Annotated in this window: 17 protein-coding genes and 1 tRNA gene; 8 read left to right on the top strand and 10 right to left on the bottom strand. The window is 61.2% G+C overall.

Annotated features, from left to right (window positions below; genetic code table 11):
* Positions 1-3: 3 nt before the first annotated feature.
* Positions 4-777 carry an ABC transporter ATP-binding protein gene (locus ACIPO9_RS04355; RefSeq protein ID WP_400605929.1) on the bottom strand — a complete coding sequence of 258 codons (774 nt, stop codon included), beginning with the start codon at positions 775-777 and terminating at the stop codon, positions 4-6.
* A gap of 422 nt (positions 778-1,199) precedes the next feature.
* Here ACIPO9_RS04355 and gabP point away from each other — a divergent pair, with 422 nt between their 5' ends.
* Entirely contained in the window at positions 1,200-2,591 is a 1,392-nt protein-coding gene (gabP, locus tag ACIPO9_RS04360; RefSeq protein WP_400779043.1) for a GABA permease, read from the top strand.
* 140 nt (positions 2,592-2,731) lie between these two features.
* Here the strand turns inward: gabP and ACIPO9_RS04365 are convergent, their stop codons facing one another.
* The 8 genes from ACIPO9_RS04365 to ACIPO9_RS04400 form a co-directional block, all read right to left on the bottom strand.
* Positions 2,732-3,274, bottom strand: coding sequence for a cytochrome b (locus tag ACIPO9_RS04365; protein ID WP_400779045.1), 543 nt, complete (start codon positions 3,272-3,274; stop codon positions 2,732-2,734).
* An 86-nt stretch (positions 3,275-3,360) separates the two neighbouring features.
* Positions 3,361-3,855, bottom strand: a complete 495-nt coding sequence (locus ACIPO9_RS04370) for a hypothetical protein (protein ID WP_274133190.1) — start codon at positions 3,853-3,855, stop codon at positions 3,361-3,363.
* Positions 3,856-3,919: 64 nt separating this feature from the next.
* Entirely contained in the window at positions 3,920-4,126 is a 207-nt protein-coding gene (locus ACIPO9_RS04375; RefSeq protein ID WP_274133189.1) for a hypothetical protein, read from the bottom strand.
* A gap of 9 nt (positions 4,127-4,135) precedes the next feature.
* Entirely contained in the window at positions 4,136-4,600 is a 465-nt protein-coding gene (locus ACIPO9_RS04380; protein WP_400779047.1) for a Panacea domain-containing protein, read from the bottom strand.
* 324 nt (positions 4,601-4,924) lie between these two features.
* Positions 4,925-5,000, bottom strand: a tRNA-Phe gene (locus ACIPO9_RS04385).
* Positions 5,001-5,102: 102 nt separating this feature from the next.
* Complete coding sequence (locus ACIPO9_RS04390; RefSeq protein WP_166594215.1) at positions 5,103-5,375, bottom strand: oxidative damage protection protein; 273 nt, start codon at positions 5,373-5,375, stop codon at positions 5,103-5,105.
* Entirely contained in the window at positions 5,372-6,439 is a 1,068-nt protein-coding gene (gene mutY, locus ACIPO9_RS04395) for an A/G-specific adenine glycosylase (protein WP_400605918.1), read from the bottom strand. Before mutY ends, ACIPO9_RS04390 begins: the two co-directional genes overlap by 4 nt.
* Positions 6,440-6,603: 164 nt before the next feature.
* Positions 6,604-8,832: an AsmA family protein gene (locus ACIPO9_RS04400; RefSeq protein WP_400779049.1), complete on the bottom strand. Its 2,229-nt coding sequence runs from the start codon at positions 8,830-8,832 to the stop codon at positions 6,604-6,606.
* A gap of 414 nt (positions 8,833-9,246) precedes the next feature.
* Here ACIPO9_RS04400 and ACIPO9_RS04405 point away from each other — a divergent pair, with 414 nt between their 5' ends.
* From ACIPO9_RS04405 to ACIPO9_RS04435, 7 genes are all read left to right on the top strand, one after another.
* Positions 9,247-10,908: an OFA family MFS transporter gene (locus ACIPO9_RS04405; protein ID WP_274133185.1), complete on the top strand. Its 1,662-nt coding sequence runs from the start codon at positions 9,247-9,249 to the stop codon at positions 10,906-10,908.
* A gap of 312 nt (positions 10,909-11,220) precedes the next feature.
* The gene (gene hisB, locus ACIPO9_RS04410) at positions 11,221-11,814 is read left to right on the top strand and encodes an imidazoleglycerol-phosphate dehydratase HisB (RefSeq protein ID WP_081563617.1); all 594 of its coding nucleotides are present in this window, start codon (positions 11,221-11,223) and stop codon (positions 11,812-11,814) included.
* Complete coding sequence (hisH, locus tag ACIPO9_RS04415; RefSeq protein WP_400779051.1) at positions 11,814-12,452, top strand: imidazole glycerol phosphate synthase subunit HisH; 639 nt, start codon at positions 11,814-11,816, stop codon at positions 12,450-12,452. Before hisB ends, hisH begins: the two co-directional genes overlap by 1 nt.
* Positions 12,452-12,709, top strand: coding sequence for a DUF2164 domain-containing protein (locus tag ACIPO9_RS04420; protein ID WP_081563619.1), 258 nt, complete (start codon positions 12,452-12,454; stop codon positions 12,707-12,709). The genes hisH and ACIPO9_RS04420 overlap by 1 nt, the downstream gene beginning before the upstream one ends.
* A 103-nt stretch (positions 12,710-12,812) precedes the next feature.
* Complete coding sequence (hisA, locus tag ACIPO9_RS04425; protein WP_400779052.1) at positions 12,813-13,550, top strand: 1-(5-phosphoribosyl)-5-[(5-phosphoribosylamino)methylideneamino]imidazole-4-carboxamide isomerase; 738 nt, start codon at positions 12,813-12,815, stop codon at positions 13,548-13,550.
* Between the two features lie 120 nt (positions 13,551-13,670).
* Complete coding sequence (gene hisF / locus ACIPO9_RS04430; protein ID WP_274133182.1) at positions 13,671-14,441, top strand: imidazole glycerol phosphate synthase subunit HisF; 771 nt, start codon at positions 13,671-13,673, stop codon at positions 14,439-14,441.
* Positions 14,442-14,655: 214 nt separating this feature from the next.
* Complete coding sequence (locus tag ACIPO9_RS04435) at positions 14,656-15,411, top strand: substrate-binding periplasmic protein (protein WP_400779053.1); 756 nt, start codon at positions 14,656-14,658, stop codon at positions 15,409-15,411.
* A gap of 110 nt (positions 15,412-15,521) precedes the next feature.
* On the opposite strand, the gene ACIPO9_RS04440 is transcribed toward ACIPO9_RS04435, so the two are convergent.
* Positions 15,522-16,319, bottom strand: coding sequence for a divergent polysaccharide deacetylase family protein (locus tag ACIPO9_RS04440; RefSeq protein ID WP_274133180.1), 798 nt, complete (start codon positions 16,317-16,319; stop codon positions 15,522-15,524).
* Between the last annotated feature and the right edge of the window lies 1 nt (position 16,320).

A 16,320-nucleotide genomic window follows, 5' to 3' on the forward strand; every position in this document is an offset into this window, starting at 1 on the left:
CCGTTAGCGATTGCTGGACATGAATTGTTTGCAGCGCGCCGATTGCGGGTCGTCGAAGACCTGTTGCGGCGATCCTTGTTCTTCTACCAGCCCTTGGTGCAGGAAGACCACTTCGCTGGACACCTGCCGGGCAAAATTCATTTCGTGGGTCACCATCAGCATGGTACGGCCTTCTTCGGCCAGGCCACGGATCACGTTGAGCACTTCCTGCACCATCTCCGGGTCGAGCGCGGAGGTTGGCTCGTCGAAGAGAATAACCTTGGGCTGCATCGCCAGGGTGCGGGCAATTGCTGCGCGCTGTTGCTGGCCGCCCGAGAGCTGGTTCGGGTAGGCGTGGCGCTTGTCGGCGATGCCGACCTTGGCCAGCAGCGCCTCGGCGGTTTCGATGGCTTCTGCCTTGCTCTGACCGAGCACCCGGCGTGGCGCCTCGATGATGTTGTCGAGCACGGTCATGTGCGGCCACAGGTTGAAATTCTGGAAGACGAAGCCGATCTCGCTGCGCAGGCGATTGATCTGACGGTTGTCCGCGGCGATCAGTTCACCCTTGCGCGTGGCTTTGAGTTTCAAGGATTCGCCCGCGATGAGGATTTCACCTTTGTGCGGGTTTTCCAGCAGGTTGATGCAGCGCAGCAGCGTGGATTTGCCGGAGCCGGATGAGCCCAGAATCGAAATCACGTCGCCATCGCGCGCGCTCAGCGAAATGCCCTTGAGCACTTCCAGTTCGCCGTAGCGCTTGTGCAGATCGCGGATTTCCAGGGCGGGCGTGGCCTCAGCCATTAAGGGACCTCATGTGTTCGATGTACTTGCCGCGCACGACAAACGGGCTCGCCCTGCGCAAAAAGGGCGCGATGTTGCCAGCTTTACCCGCCGTGGGAAAGGGTATTTCGGCCAACGGCACTATCAGCGGACGAATCTGTGCGCCGAATTGGTGCTTTCTGTCGGTTGATGTGTATTTTCGGTGCGGTCGTTCGTCTTTATCGTGTTGCGCTCGGTAACATTTCCTACAGAAATGGCGAAATGCTAGTTCGTTCAGATACTTACCAAATGCCTCTGAAACGCGCATATCCGGGGGCGACGTCGCTGACGAAATATTTTGGCGTAATTCTTGCGTAAAAAATAAATAACAGGGCTGTTGTGATCTTTTTACGAACGATCACGGCCGGTCCTGATCCGTATAAAAATTCTTAAAGGTTGCTTCCATGAGCAGTACCCCAAACTCTTCGGGCCTCGATCAGGGGCTCAAATCGCGGCACATCACCATGCTGTCCATTGCGGGTGTGATCGGTGCCGGTCTTTTCGTGGGTTCCGGCCATGCCATCGCGGAAGCGGGCCCGGCTGTTCTGCTGGCTTATGCCGCCGCCGGTACGCTGGTGGTGCTGGTAATGCGCATGCTGGCCGAAATGGCGATTGCATCGCCTGATACCGGCTCGTTCTCGACATACGCCGACCGTGCCATCGGTCACTGGGCCGGTTTCACCATCGGCTGGCTGTACTGGTGGTTCTGGGTGCTGGTGATCCCGCTGGAGGCCAACGCCGCTGCGACCATCCTGCATGCGTGGTTCCCGAACGTGGCGATCTGGGTCTTCACCCTGGTGATTACCCTGCTGCTGACCGCAACCAACCTGTTCAGCGTGAAGAACTACGGCGAGTTCGAGTTCTGGTTTGCGCTGATCAAGGTATTGGCGATCATCGGCTTCGTGATTCTGGGCGTTGCAGCGGTGTTCGGCCTGCTGCCAAACAGCCAGGTCAGCGGCGTGAGCCACCTGTTCGACACCAACGGTTTCCTGCCTAACGGCATGGGCGCAGTGCTGGCAGCGATGCTGACCACCATGTTCTCGTTCATGGGCACCGAGATCGTGACCATCGCGGCGGCCGAATCGAAGAACCCGAGCGAGCAAATCACCAAGGCCACCAACTCGGTGATCTGGCGGATCTGCCTGTTCTACCTGGTCTCGATCTTCCTGGTCGTGGCGCTGGTGCCTTGGAACGACAGCCGTCTGGCTCAGGTCGGTTCCTACCAGACCGTGCTCGACCTGATGGGTATTCCGAACGCCAAGCTGGTCGTTGACATCGTGGTGCTGGTCGCGGTCACCAGTTGCCTGAACTCGGCGCTGTACACCGCTTCGCGCATGCTGTTCTCCCTGGGCAAGCGCGGCGATGCACCAGCTGTTTCCCAGCGCACCAGCAAGGCCGGTACCCCGTACTGGGCGGTCATGCTGTCCACCGCAGCGGCCTTCGCTGCCGTGTTTGCCAACTACGTCGCCCCGGCTGCCGTGTTCGACTTCCTGCTGGCCAGCTCCGGCGCCATCGCACTGCTGGTGTACCTGGTGATCGCCGTCTCGCAGCTGCGCATGCGCCGCAAACGTGAGGCCGAAGGCCAGACCATCGCCTTCCGCATGTGGCTGTTCCCGGTCCTGACCTGGGCGGTGATCGTGTTCATCGTTGGCGTGCTGACCATCATGCTGTTCCAGGACGCCCACCGCATGGAAATCATCGCCACGGGCCTGCTGAGTATCATGGTCGTGGCTGCCGGCCTGATCGTGTCGAGCCGCCGCAAGGCCGTGAAGGCCGGGAAGGTTGTGCTGAATTGATGGGTGATTGAGCCCGCGGCATTTCGCGGGCTCGAACCACCTCTGTAGGAGCGCGCTTGCCCGCGACGGCGGTGTTTCAGATATGGATTTAGCGTCTGACGCAACCCGGTCGCGGGCAAGCGCGCTCCTACAGTTTGATGTCAGCGTCCGGTCATGCGTCCCAGCACCGACCGCCCCCGCACCTGGTGCATCACTACTGCCGCCAGATGCAGCGCCACCAACCCCGCCAGAATCGCGCACAGCACGTGATGCAGTTCATGTAGCTGCATGAGCGCGATCTTCGAGTGAATCAGCTGAGGCAGCGGCACAAGCGCCAGCAGCGTGACCGGATGGCTCATCATCAGCACGCCCGTGATCAATACACCTGAAACCGCAGCGTAAATCGCCTTGTGGGCCGCTGAAGCGAGGCGTTCCTGTGCCGTGCTGCTCGGGTGCGAAGGCCGTGCCTTGATGGCCAGCCACAGGCGCCAGGCGAAGAAGGGGATGAACAGGCTGGTGATCTGCGGATTGAACGACTCGACCCATTGCCTAAACGGATCGTTGGGGTCCAGCAGCACCACGCCAAAGCCACTGAAAGTTGCCCAGAGGATGATGGTGGCGGACAGCCAGTGCAGCGCAATTCGGAGTTTGGAGTAGCGGCTCGCTTCATCCGGTTGGGATGAAGGGGAGTGGGGATGTGTCAAAACGGTAGCCTTAGTGAGAAGGAATTGCATTCTCGTAGTGGCGCAAAGCTACCGTCTTGATACGGGTCATGTAAATCAAAAATCTGTCAGAAGCGACGGTTCGTGTCCCGGGCGTTCTTTTTCTCAAGGATCTGCGAGGCCTCGCCATAGGCTTTCTGGAAGGCATCGCTGCCAATCCATTCCACGGCTGTGTCTTCGTCTTCGTCGTGGAAGATACCGCGATAGGTAATCAGCAGCCCCATCATGAAATCGGTGGCCGGCTCTTCGTCTTCCTCGGCGATGACCAGTTCCAGCACCGGGTATTGCAGGAACACCACGCACATCGCCAGCAGGCTGACAGCCTCGCCTTTTTTCATGGCCTCGAACAGGTCGTCGAAGTCGGCAGGGTCGAAGCCGTTCTCCTCGATGTCCTTGAAGTCGAAGGTCGAAAGGTCGATGGCCACGTCGTCGAACGGCTCATCGACGAAGGCGTGATTGAGCACCGGATGGACCGTGCTCGGCTTGCCCTTGCCCGAACGGTTTTGCTTGGCCTTGGCTTTGGCCCGCTGGGCGCGCTTTTGCTGTTTGTCTGGGGAGGCCATGACGGCAGTTCCTTGTCTGGTGCAGCCATTTTCATGGCCCGGGGTTATCGGGCGCATATTGTATTCACTTTCTTCCCGGATAGAGACAGTGATCGGGATCCAGCCAGACTACAAAGAATACGTGATCGACAAAAAAGCCATGGATGCGTCCGTGGAGATTGGCGCTCACGGCAAACTGGAAGGGGGTGCTGCTGCGCAATTGTTCGTTCAGGTGGGCAGGGATGCCGGCGCGAATCGGAGAGTCCGGCTTGGGTAGGCGTCCTGCCCTCATCACTGCTCCTTAGTGTTCGGTGCGCGACATCTCTGTGTAGAAGGCGCAGGTCAGAGCCTTGTCGATAGGTGCAGTGCAGCTGGCATCAAGGGGGAGATTGCCTCTTGCAGTCTTCCAGGGCGCTTCCTGATGAGTCAGTTGCTCCAGCTCGTATGCGGAAAACCCGCCGAACACCCGATAGACATCGTTCAGAAAGGCTTGCACCTGTGCCGGGAGGTCCGGTTTTTCGGCGTCACAGGGTATAGGGTTCCACTTGTGCACGCTGAACCGGACATAGGTTTCCCGGTGGACCGGGCCATGCACCCATGCCTCGAAAGGTGCGCCTATGAGCTCTTCGCCCTCATGCATGACCATGTGCCACGCGTCTGCGTAGAACATCAGCTTCTGCAGTTTCAAGGGGGTCAGCAGATCGCCATGCTCTTTGGCAAACCACAAAAGGTAGTCTGCGACTCCATTTGCTGTGCTGGCAGCCATGAATAGCTTCCTTGGTTGGGATGGCTCGACGTTAGGTTCTGCTTGCATCTGATGTCAATTGATCCTGGTTCGGATTTGAAGGCCCGAGAGCCGGGTCGCATGGCTGGACTATAGGCCAGATGGCGGCGGGCAGGATCGTTTCGCGGGGTGGGCTGAGAAATTCAGACAGGTCTGACGGCAGGGATGGAAGTGGTTACCGCTCCAGCCCAAAGCTTCCTACAAAATTCAGTCCAGAGGGCCAGCTCCGGCATCGGCGGATTCAATTGCCGAATCGTGCCCAATAAAAAACCCCTGAATCTTTCGATGCAGGGGTTTTTCGGTATTTGGTGCCCAGAGACGGAATCGAACCGCCGACACGGGGATTTTCAATCCCCTGCTCTACCGACTGAGCTATCTGGGCAACGGGGCGCATTAAACGTGTTTTTCAGGAGGTCGTCAAGAAAGTTTTTGAAAAAAAATCGAATTATTTCCTTCGCTTACGTTTGACGCCTTCTGAACGGGGTCATTCGGACGGTGGAACGTAGCCTTCGGCCTTGGCGTATTCCTCGCCGGAGAGGTATTTGTCCATCTCGGTCTGGAGGAACTTGCGGTCTTCGGCGTTCATCATGTTCAGGCGGCGCTCGTTGATGAGCAGGGTCTGGTGTTTCTGCCAGTCGGCCCAGGCTTTCTGCGAGACGTGGTTGTAGATGTCTTCGCCCTTGGCGCCCGGATAGGGTGGGCGCTCAAGGCCAGGCAGTTCTTCTTTGTACTTGCGGCACATTACGGTGCGGGTCATGGCGACTCTCCTGCATTCAATACGTCGGCTGCGTTTTGCAGCAGCTTCTTCACCGGGGCGGCCAGCCCCAGGCGCGGCGGGGTGGCGAGGTTATACCAGAGCCAGTCGTCCTCGGCCACGTGATGGGCGGTCTGCTGCACGCGCACCAGCCAAGGCTCGATGGTCAACTGGAAGTGGCTGAAGGTGTGCACCAGCCCCGGCAGCGGCTGATGGCCAGCGACGTCCAGTGCGTGCTGGTCGGCCAGGTGCTGCACGTCGCCGAAGTTGTCCAGCTCCGGCAGGCTCCAGAGACCGCCCCAAAGGCCCGTGGAGGGGCGACGGTAAAGCAGGATCTCGCCGTCGCGGTTGGCGAACATCGGCATCAGGGTGCGCTTCTGCGGCACGGCCTTGCGCGGCTTGGGCACCGGGTAGCGGGTTTCCTGGCCGAGCATGTGCGCTTCGCAGCCGCGCTCCAGCGGGCAGAGCAGGCAGCTGGGCTTGCTGCGGGTGCAGAGGGTGGCGCCCAGGTCCATCATCGCTTGAGTGTAGTGATTGACCCGGCTGTGGGGCGTGAACCGCTCGGCGGTCGCCCACATCTGTTTCGCGACCTTGGGCTCCCCCGGGTAGCCCTCTTGCGCTGTGAAACGCGCCAGAACGCGTTTGACGTTGCCATCCAGGATCGGCGCGCGCAGGCCCATGCTGATGCTGGCGATCGCGCCTGCGGTGGACAGGCCGATACCAGGCAGCTCGGTGAGCTTTTCGACATCGCGGGGGAATTCGCCGCCATGCTCGGCCATGACGATCTTCGCGGCCTTTTGCAGGTTGCGGGCACGAGTGTAGTAGCCAAGGCCGGTCCACAGGTGCAGCACTTCGTCTTCCGGCGCCTCGGCCAGCGCCTTGACGGTGGGCAGGGCGTCCATGAAGCGGTCGAAATAACCCAGCACGGTGCTGACCTGGGTCTGTTGCAGCATGATTTCCGACACCCAGACGCGGTAGGGCGTGATGTCGTGTTGCCAGGGTAGGTCGTGGCGGCCGTGACGGTCGTACCAGTCAAGGACGGCTGTGGAGAACTGCTCGGGTTGCATCGTGGTTCCGGTGTTCAGGAGTTTGAGCCGAATGAAAGCAAGGTAGGAGCGCGCTTGCCCGCGACCGGGGTGCGTCGATGACCACAAATGTCACAGACACACCGCCGTCGCGGGCAAGCGCGCTCCTACAAGCGTTCAGCGATTTTCCCTTAGATGGGGGCTGATTACCGCTTGAACAATCCCTTGAGCGCATCCTTGAGCTCGGGACTGACCTTGTCCCCGAGTTTTTCGTCGATCTTGTCGCCAATGCGGTCGCCGGCCATTTTCGCGGCGACCTTGCCCAGGCCTTCGTTGTCCAGGCGGCAGGCCTTGGCGCCCAGTTCCAGCGGGCCACGGCACAGGACCGGCCATTCGATGCCGACGAAGCGCGGGTTCACCTCGCAGGCCGGGTCCGGCATGTCGCTCTTGTCGCCTTCGATGATGACGCCGATGCGGTAGTTCATGCCCATCACGCGCAGGTCGATGTCGCCATCGCCGTTGACGGTGAGGCCCGGGGTGCGGACTTTCAGGTCCGGGTTGCTGGCCACGCCGTTGCGGAACACCAGGTTGCCGTTCAACTGCTGGAACGGCGTGTCCTTGCCCCGCGGCTCGCCGCTCAAGGTCTTGCGGTTGAGCGTGGAGATGCCACGGCACAACTGCTGTTCGAGGTTGGCATTGACCAACACGCCGTCGTTCAGGGCGAAGCTGGCGGTGCCGTTGAGGCTTTCGACCAGCGCTTTCTGACTGTTGCCCTTGGCGGTGACGTTGCTGTTCAGGTTCAGCAGGCCACGCAGGGGCGGGGTGGTGCCCTGGCTCTGGATGAAATGCTCCACCGGCACCTTGGTGATGCGCGTCTGCACGGCCGCCAGCGGCATGTCCGGACGCACGTCGAGGTTGCCTTTGACTTCGAAATTGCCGTTGTAGAGATCGCCGCGCAGGCTGTCCACCGTGACCACGCCATCGAGCGCGGTGGTCTTGAGCACGGCGTTCTGGATCGGCAGTTTTTCGATGGTCAGCTTGCCGAAGTTCAGGTCGGCGTCCACATCCAGCTTGCGCAGGCGCTCGATCGGCAGCAGCCGCGCGTCGCTCCAGGCTTGCTGAGTCGGCTCGTTGGGCAGCGGCGTGGTGCCGGATGCGGCCAGTGCCTGGGCTTCGCCGCTCTGGACTTCGGACTTGCGCGCAGCGCCGGCAGCTTTCGACTGCTCGCTTTGCGGCGGACGATAGCGGTCGGCATTGAAAGTGTCGGCCTTGAGTTGCAGGCGCAGCGACTGTTTGGCGAAGTCTTCCACCGCGACGTGGCCGGTGAAGGTGCTGTCATCGACCTTCAGCGTCAGGTCATCCAGCGACACACTGTTCTGGCTGGCGGCCAGTCGGGTGACCATTTCCAGTTTGGTCAGGCTGCCGTCACCCAGCGCTGGCGCGGGTTGGCCGACGCTGTCGAGGAAATCGCGCAGGTTGAACTGGGCGATGGACAGGCCGCCGCTCAGTTGCGGGGCCTTGTCCAGGTCACGCACGTGCAGCTCGCCGATGGCGCGCAACTGGTTGGCCGAGAGCTTCAGGTTGGTCCACTCGGCAACGTTGGCCGTCATGTCTGCCAGCAACTGGCCCTGGGCCGAGAACGTCAGGGTCTTGCCCTGCAGCGGATCGCCCGCCGCTTCGCCGGAGAGGCGCATGTCATCGAACTGGTAGCGCTTGAGCGCGCGGTCGAAGCGCAGCTTGCCGGTCAATTCGGTCTTGGTGCGCACCACTGGCTGGTTGGTGCTCAGGAATGCGGTCAGCTTGACCGGGATGTCAGTGGCGTTATGCACAGGCCCGGTGCTCAGCTGAATGCTTTCGGCGGTGAATTGCCGGGCTTTCTGCATGTCATTGAAATCGACCCGGGCGTTGTTCACGGTCAGGCTGTCAATGTCCAGTTTGAGCGGCTGCCAGGTTCGTTCCGGCTTGGCGGTATCGGCCGTGCTCTCGGGCGCCGGGGCGGGCGCAGGCTGGGCCGGATCGACCGGTTTGGGCGGCACCTTGCCGATGTCTTCCCAGTTGCCGTGGCCGTTTTCGTCACGGGTCAGGGTCAGGTTCAGGCCTTCGACCCGCACGTCACTCATCTGCACTTCCTTGCGCAGCAAGGGCAGCACGCGCACCGAGAGGCCGAGCATCGTGAGGTCGGCGAACGGTTTGGTCGGCTCGTTCAGCGTGGCGATGCTGGCGTCGTGCAGCTCAAGGCCCAGCCAGGGGAACAGGCTCCACCCGATGTCGCCGTTGAGGGTCAGCTCGACGTGCGCGCGGTCGCGGGCCAGTTTACGAATCTCGTCTTTGTAGTCGTTGGGATCAAACAGATGGGTCAAGGCAAAGCCGAGAGCCACGATGATCAGCAACAGCCCGAGAATGAATAGTCCCAGGATTTTGCCGAACGCTTTCATGGGCGAGTCCTTGTAATCGTGTCGTTCAAAATTTAGCCCGCGAGTATAGCGTTCTCACGCAGGCGCCGGGCCTTGATCGGCCTTGCGCGGTTGCAGGGGAATGTACGCAGAAAATCCGACAGCGGGGAAGTGCACTGATTCCGGCGCACTATGCTGTTACCTGCCGGTGATTCCACCCAATTGTAGAGGGCGGTCGGCTTGAGCGATGACGAACGGCATAAAAAAGGTAGTGGCTAATTGATTTATGTCACCTGTGCGGTGGTAATCTCTCGCCCGTCGCAGCGCCCGCTGCGTCGAATTGTCACGTAATGAGGCTTTCTGCCGATAAAACTCCCGATGCTTGCGGCGTCAAGAGGGGTGGTAGATGCATTGCCGGAGTTCTTGCGTGGCACAACTAAAAATGGGGGCAAAACAATGAGTTCAAATGCTGCTCTGGGTGCATCCAACGCCCAGCCTGCGTTCTTGTCCAAAGAACGTATCATTGCCAAAAGCGGGTTCAACCGCTGGATGGTTCCGCCGGCTGCGCTGGCAATTCACCTGTGTATCGGCATGGCCTACGGCTTCTCGGTGTTCTGGTTGCCGCTGTCCAAGGCAATTGGCATCAAGACGGCTGTCGCCTGCGCGCCGGACATGGGCTTCTTCGAGCAGATCTTCTCGTCCAGCTGTGACTGGCCGATCTCGATGCTCGGCTGGATCTACACCCTGTTCTTCATCTTCCTGGGCTGCTCGGCAGCGATCTGGGGTGGCTGGCTGGAACACGCAGGCCCGCGCAAGGCCGGTGTCGTCTCGGCACTGTGCTGGTGTGGCGGTCTGCTGATCTCGGCGCTGGGTGTCTATACCCACCAGATCTGGCTGATGTGGATCGGTTCGGGCGTGATCGGCGGTATCGGTCTGGGCCTGGGCTACATTTCGCCGGTCTCGACCCTGATCAAGTGGTTCCCGGATAAACGCGGGATGGCCACCGGTATGGCGATCATGGGCTTCGGCGGCGGCGCGATGGTGGGTGCTCCACTGGCGACCGCGCTGATGAGCCACTTCGCGACGCCTGAAAGCGTCGGCGTATGGCAGAGCTTCGTGGCCATGGCTGCGATCTACTTCGTCTTCATGATCGGCGGCGCCCTGCTGTACCGCGTTCCACCGACCGGCTGGAAGCCTGAAGGCTGGACCGCTCCGGCGAAGAAAGCCAACAACTCCATGGTCACCAGCCGTCACGTGCACGTGAGCGTGGCCTGGAAGACTCCGCAGTTCCGTCTGGTATGGCTGGTACTGTGCCTGAACGTTTCGGCGGGTATCGGCATCCTCGGCATGGCTTCGCCACTGTTGCAGGAAGTGTTCGGCGGCAAGCTGCTGGGCACCGATCAGGCTTTCGGTCAACTGGACGCCTCGCAACTGGCGGCCATCGCGGCCATCGCTGCGGGCTTCACCGGTCTGTTGAGCCTGTTCAACATCGGCGGCCGTTTCTTCTGGGCGTCGTTCTCCGACTACATCGGCCGCAAGACCACCTACTTCGTGTTCTTCGCGCTGGGCTTCCTGCTCTACGCCTCGGTACCGACCCTGAGCCACATCGGCAGCGTCGCGCTGTTCGTGGCGGCGTTCTGTGTGGTGCTGTCGATGTACGGCGGTGGTTTCGCAACCGTTCCGGCTTACCTGGCTGACCTGTTCGGTACGCAGATGGTTGGCGCGATCCACGGTCGCCTGCTGACTGCCTGGGCAGCCGCTGGCGTGCTGGGTCCGGTGCTGGTGAACTACCTGCGTGAGTATCAGCTGAGCCACGGCGTGGCCCGTGCCGATGCCTACGACATCACCCTGTACATCCTGGCCGGCCTGCTGGTGCTGGGTTTCATCTGCAACATGCTGGTGCGCCCGGTGGCGGACAAGTACTTCATGAGCGAAGAGCAATTGAAGGCTGAACAGGCCATCGGCCACGACGCAGGCGCTGACCACACCACTTCGCTGGAATGGAAAGCCGACGCTAGCACCAAGCCACTGGCCGTTCTGGCCTGGCTGGCAGTGGGCATCCCGCTGGCGTGGGGCGTGTGGATCACTCTGCAGAAGACTGCGGTGTTGTTCCACTAAGCCGGTGGTTTCGGCTTGCTTGCGGTGGCGGTTGCAAGATCGCTCCCGCCGGCAAGCCGTGCTGCTACGGGGTGGCTAACCCCTGACCTGTAGGAGCGCGCTTGCCCGCGACGGCGATGTCCCTGTGGCATCTGTGTTGACCGACACGCCGCCGTCGCGGGCAAGCGCGCTCCTACAGTCGTTTGTACAGACATGTATATCTTCGTAACGCGCGGATTCTCTCCGTCGCCCATAACACGCTTCGTGTTTCTGTTTCCCCTCCACACGCCTATAATGTCCGCCTTTTCGCCCAATGATTTTGCGGAGCTGGTGATGGCCGAACGTAAGGCGTTCGTCGAGCGCGACACCCTGGAGACCCAGGTCAAAGCCTCGATCAACCTGGATGGCACCGGAAAGGCCCGATTCAATATCGGTGTGCCTTTTCTTGAACACATGCTCGACCAGATCGCCCGTCACGGGTTGATCGACATCGAACTCGATTGCAAAGGCGACCTTGAAATCGACGACCACCACACCGTGGAAGACGTCGGTATCACGCTGGGCCAGGCGTTCAGCAAGGCCATCGGCGACAAGAAAGGCATCCGTCGCTACGGCCACGCCTATGTGCCGCTCGATGAAGCGCTGTCACGCGTGGTGATCGACTTCTCCGGCCGTCCGGGCCTGCAGATGCACGTGCCGTACACCCGCGCCACCGTGGGCGGCTTCGACGTGGACCTGTTCCAGGAGTTCTTCCAGGGCTTCGTCAACCACGCCAACGTCACCCTGCACATCGACAACCTGCGCGGCCACAACACCCACCACCAGATCGAAACCGTGTTCAAGGCGTTCGGTCGCGCGCTGCGCATGGCCGTCGAGCTCGATGACCGCATGGCAGGGCAAATGCCTTCGACCAAGGGCGTGCTGTAATGCAGACGGTTGCAGTTATCGACTACGGCATGGGTAACCTGCACTCGGTGGCCAAGGCCCTGGAGCACGTGGGCGCTGGCCGTGTGCTGATCACCAGCGACGCCGACGTGATCCGCGAAGCCGACCGCATCGTGTTTCCAGGTGTGGGCGCGATCCGCGATTGCATGGCTGAAATTCGCCGTCTGGGCTTCGATTCCCTGGTGCGCGAAGTCAGCCAGGACCGTCCGTTTCTCGGCATCTGCGTCGGCATGCAGGCGCTGATGGACCGCAGCGAAGAGAACGATGGCGTCGATTGCATCGGCCTGTTCCCGGGCCAGGTGCGTTTCTTCGGCAAGGATCTGCACGAAGACGGCCAGCACCTGAAAGTCCCGCACATGGGCTGGAACGAAGTGACACAGGCAGTGGATCACCCGCTGTGGCACGGCATTCCTGACAAGGCGCGGTTCTATTTCGTACATAGCTACTACATCGAATCGCCGAACCCTCGTCAGATCGTCGGACGTGGCCACTACGGTCGCGACTTCGCCGCCGCACTGGCCGACGGCTCGCGCTTCGCGGTGCAGTTCCACCCCGAGAAGAGCCATACCCATGGCCTGCAATTGCTGCAGAACTTCGCCGCGTGGGACGGTCGCTGGTAATGAGCAAGAAGAACAAGCCGCCGATCCTGACCCTCACTCCCGAACAGGAGAGCGAGGCGTGCCACAAGATCAAGCGGTTCATGGAGGATCGCTTCGAGCTGGACCTGGGTTCGTTCGAAGCGGCCGAAATCCTTGAATTGTTCACCCGCGAAATTGCCCCGCACTATTACAACCGAGCGATCTTCGATGTTCAGGCGCACTTGAAAGAGCGGTTCGAAAGCATCGAAAGCGACGTTTGGGCGCTCGAGAAAAATTAAAGGCAGCGACAAGCTTCAAGCTTAAAGCTGCAAGACTGATTTACGCGTGCCTGCTTGCAGCTTACGGCTTGCAGCTTGCAGCTCTTTTGACGAAGGAAAAAGCATGCTGATTATCCCCGCTATCGACCTTAAAGACGGTGCCTGCGTGCGCCTGCGCCAGGGCCGCATGGAAGATTCCACGGTGTTCTCCGATGACCCTGTCAGCATGGCTGCCAAGTGGGTCGACGGTGGCTGCCGCCGTCTGCATCTGGTCGATCTGAACGGCGCGTTCGAAGGTCAGCCGGTCAACGGTGAGGTGGTCACGGCCATCGCCAGGCGTTACCCGAACCTGCCGATCCAGATCGGCGGCGGCATTCGTTCGCTGGAAACCATCGAGCACTACGTCATGGCGGGCGTGAGCTACGTCATCATCGGCACCAAGGCGGTCAAGGAACCTGAGTTCGTCGCCGAAGCCTGCCGCGCATTCCCGGGCAAGGTCATCGTCGGCCTGGACGCCAAGGACGGTTTCGTTGCCACCGACGGCTGGGCTGAAGTCAGCTCGGTTCAGGTGATCGATCTGGCCAAGCGTTTCGAAGCCGACGGCGTCTCGGCCATCGTCTACACCGACATCGCCAAAGACGGCATGATGCAAGGCTGCAACGTGCCGTTCACCGCAGCCTTGGCAGCGGCGACCAGGATCCCGGTGATCGCTTCGGGCGGCATCCACAACCTGGGTGACATCAAGGCGCTGCTGGACGCCAAGGCACCGGGCATCATCGGCGCGATCACCGGCCGTGCGATCTACGAAGGCACGCTGGACGTCGCCGAAGCGCAGGCGTTCTGCGACCAGTACGCGGTCTGATTTGTAGGAGCGCGCTTGCCCGCGATGGCGGTGTGTCAGTCCCGGATGTGCGACTGATATTCCGTGGTCGCGGGCAAGCGCGCTCCTACAGGTGTTCCAAATTTCAGAGGTTGACCCCCAATGGCCCTCGCCAAACGTATTATTCCCTGCCTGGACGTCGACAACGGTCGCGTGGTCAAGGGTGTGAAGTTCGAGAATATCCGCGATGCCGGTGATCCGGTCGAGATCGCCCGTCGTTACGATGAGCAGGGTGCCGACGAGATTACCTTTCTCGACATCACCGCCAGCGTCGATGGCCGCGACACCACGCTGCACACCGTCGAGCGCATGGCCAGCCAGGTGTTCATCCCGCTGACCGTGGGTGGCGGCGTGCGTACCGTGCAGGACATCCGCAACCTGCTGAACGCCGGTGCCGACAAGGTCTCGATCAACACCGCAGCCGTGTTCAACCCCGAGTTCGTGGGTGAGGCGGCGGCGCGTTTCGGTTCGCAGTGCATCGTCGTGGCCATCGACGCCAAGAAGGTGTCCGGCCCTGGCGAAACCCCGCGCTGGGAAATCTTCACCCATGGCGGTCGCAAGCCGACCGGTCTGGATGCGGTGGAGTGGGCCAAGAAGATGGAAGGCCTGGGCGCTGGCGAGATCCTGCTGACCAGCATGGACCAGGATGGCATGAAGAACGGCTTCGACCTGGGCGTGACCCGCGCCATCAGCGACGCGCTGGGCATCCCGGTAATCGCCTCGGGTGGCGTGGGCAACCTGCAGCATCTGGCTGACGGCGTCATCGAAGGCCACGCCAGCGCTGTGCTGGCCGCGAGCATTTTCCACTTCGGCGAGTACACCGTTCCCGAGGCCAAGGCGTTCATGGCCAAACAAGGCATCGTGGTTCGCTGATACTGAGCTGAAACACAAAACCTGTGGGAGCGAGCTTGCTCGCGAAGGCGATGGTATGAGCAGTGGCTATGTGTCGTTCATACCGGCCTCTTCGCGAGCAAGCTCGCTCCCACAGGTTTAGTTGGTTCTGAAAGCGACCCCACCGACGCCCGACTGGACATTGCACCGTCTTGGCGGCACTCTCTTGCCGTCGTCAGGGTGGGGTGCCAGGGATATGTTCAAAGGTGTTGTTCTTGCGCTGATCAGCGTTGTTGCATTGCTCTCGGGCACCGTCAGGGCCCAGGACACGGCGCCCTATTCGATGGTGCTGCTGACCGAGAATTTCCCGCCTTACAACATGGCCGTCGACGGCAAGAATTTCGCCCAGGAAAGCAATATCCAGGGCATCGCTGTCGAGATCGTCCGCGAGACGTTCAAGCGTGCCGGCATTGCCTACAACATGACGCTGCGTTTTCCCTGGGAGCGAATCTACAAGCTCGCCCTGGAAAAGCCCGGTTATGGCGTGTTCGTCATGGCGCGAGTGGCCGAGCGAGAGAAGCTGTTCAAGTGGGTCGGCCCCATCGGCCCGGATGACTGGATCATGCTGGCGCGTGCCGACAGCCCGATTCAGCTCGAGTCCCTGGAACAGGCCCGCAAATACCGGATTGGCGCGTACAAGGGCGATGTCATCGCCGAGGAACTGGGGCGCCAGGGCATGAAGCCGCTCACCGTGCTCAGTGACAAGGACAACGCCAGAAGGCTAGTGGAAGGGCAGATCGACCTGTGGGCCACGGGTGATCCTGCCGGGCGTTATCTGGCGCGCCAGGAGGGCGTGACGGGGCTCAAGACGGTGTTGCGCTTCAACAGCGCGGAGTTGTTCCTGGCGCTGAACAAGGACACGCCCGACGAGGTGGTGCAGAAGCTGCAGACCGCGCTGGATGAGCTGCGCAAGGAAGGGGCAGTGGACACGATTCTCGGGAAGTATCTCTAAACCACGCTTTGTAGGAGCGCGCTTGCCCGCGACCGCAGTGGGGCAATGCACGTAGATGTTGCAGGCCCACCGCGGTCGCGGGCAAGCGCGCTCCTACAGCGGCTCTCGGTTTACCGATACACCCCATCCTTCCCATGCCCGGCCATTGCCTGATTGCCACGGATGCTGATCATGTGGCGCAGTTCGATCCATTCGATGCCTTGGGCCTTGAGCTTGGGCAGCTCGCGTTCCAGCACCTCCATCGTCACCGGATACGGATGGCCGATCATCACCGCTGAACCTTGCTTGTGGGCCAGTCGGATTGCGGTCTGCAACTGGCCGCTGATGGCTTCGGCGGTGCGTTCGTCGTCCAGGAACACATCCCTTGAAAGACTCGCCAGGCCGATTTTCTGCGCCTCTGCCGCCGCAACGGTCTTGGCGCTGGTGCGGCTGTCGACGAAGAACAGGTGACGGCGTTGCAGCTCGCCCACCAGCCAGGCCATCGCCACCGGCTCTGCGGTCATGCGGCTGCCTTCGTGGTTGTTGATGCCTGCCGCATACGGCACTTTCAGCAGCGCCGCATTGAGGCGCGACTCAAGCTCGGTCAGCGGCAGGTCCGGCCGCCAGGCGTAGGGCCCGGTAGCGGGGTCCATCGGCATGTGCAGCATGACCGTCCTGCCAGCCTTGTGGGCCTGACGGGCGAAGTCGGTGGCGTGCGGGGTGTCAGGCATGATCGCCAGCGTCACGGGGCCGGGCAGGGCCAGCACGCGGCTGTCCTTTTCCGGGCTCTGCCCCAGGTCGTCGATGATCAGGCTCAAATAGGCCCGCGCAGGCTTCTTATCGTCGGTGGAAGATTGGCCAGGTGCCGCATGGGCAGCACCTGTCAGCACAGCGAGGGCCCAGACGAGCCCGGTCAACCAGAAGCGCATA

Origin of the sequence: Pseudomonas sp. NPDC090203, from assembly GCF_044746765.1 — a bacterium.
GTDB classification, from domain to species: Bacteria; Pseudomonadota; Gammaproteobacteria; order Pseudomonadales; family Pseudomonadaceae; genus Aquipseudomonas; species Aquipseudomonas putida_AD.

Bases quoted from the DNA above. Each gene is read 5' to 3' on its own strand.
- ACIPO9_RS04355 (WP_400605929.1), bottom strand. From the start codon at position 777: ATGGCTGAGGCCACGCCCGCCCTGGAAATCCGCGATCTGCACAAGCGC.
- gabP (WP_400779043.1), top strand. From the start codon at position 1,200: ATGAGCAGTACCCCAAACTCTTCGGGCCTCGATCAGGGGCTCAAATCG.
- ACIPO9_RS04370 (WP_274133190.1), bottom strand. From the start codon at position 3,855: ATGGCCTCCCCAGACAAACAGCAAAAGCGCGCCCAGCGGGCCAAAGCC.
- ACIPO9_RS04375 (WP_274133189.1), bottom strand. From the start codon at position 4,126: ATGAGGGCAGGACGCCTACCCAAGCCGGACTCTCCGATTCGCGCCGGC.
- ACIPO9_RS04380 (WP_400779047.1), bottom strand. From the start codon at position 4,600: ATGGCTGCCAGCACAGCAAATGGAGTCGCAGACTACCTTTTGTGGTTT.
- ACIPO9_RS04390 (WP_166594215.1), bottom strand. From the start codon at position 5,375: ATGACCCGCACCGTAATGTGCCGCAAGTACAAAGAAGAACTGCCTGGC.
- mutY (WP_400605918.1), bottom strand. From the start codon at position 6,439: ATGCAACCCGAGCAGTTCTCCACAGCCGTCCTTGACTGGTACGACCGT.
- ACIPO9_RS04400 (WP_400779049.1), bottom strand. From the start codon at position 8,832: ATGAAAGCGTTCGGCAAAATCCTGGGACTATTCATTCTCGGGCTGTTG.
- ACIPO9_RS04405 (WP_274133185.1), top strand. From the start codon at position 9,247: ATGAGTTCAAATGCTGCTCTGGGTGCATCCAACGCCCAGCCTGCGTTC.
- hisB (WP_081563617.1), top strand. From the start codon at position 11,221: ATGGCCGAACGTAAGGCGTTCGTCGAGCGCGACACCCTGGAGACCCAG.
- hisH (WP_400779051.1), top strand. From the start codon at position 11,814: ATGCAGACGGTTGCAGTTATCGACTACGGCATGGGTAACCTGCACTCG.
- ACIPO9_RS04420 (WP_081563619.1), top strand. From the start codon at position 12,452: ATGAGCAAGAAGAACAAGCCGCCGATCCTGACCCTCACTCCCGAACAG.
- hisA (WP_400779052.1), top strand. From the start codon at position 12,813: ATGCTGATTATCCCCGCTATCGACCTTAAAGACGGTGCCTGCGTGCGC.
- hisF (WP_274133182.1), top strand. From the start codon at position 13,671: ATGGCCCTCGCCAAACGTATTATTCCCTGCCTGGACGTCGACAACGGT.
- ACIPO9_RS04435 (WP_400779053.1), top strand. From the start codon at position 14,656: ATGTTCAAAGGTGTTGTTCTTGCGCTGATCAGCGTTGTTGCATTGCTC.
- ACIPO9_RS04440 (WP_274133180.1), bottom strand. From the start codon at position 16,319: ATGCGCTTCTGGTTGACCGGGCTCGTCTGGGCCCTCGCTGTGCTGACA.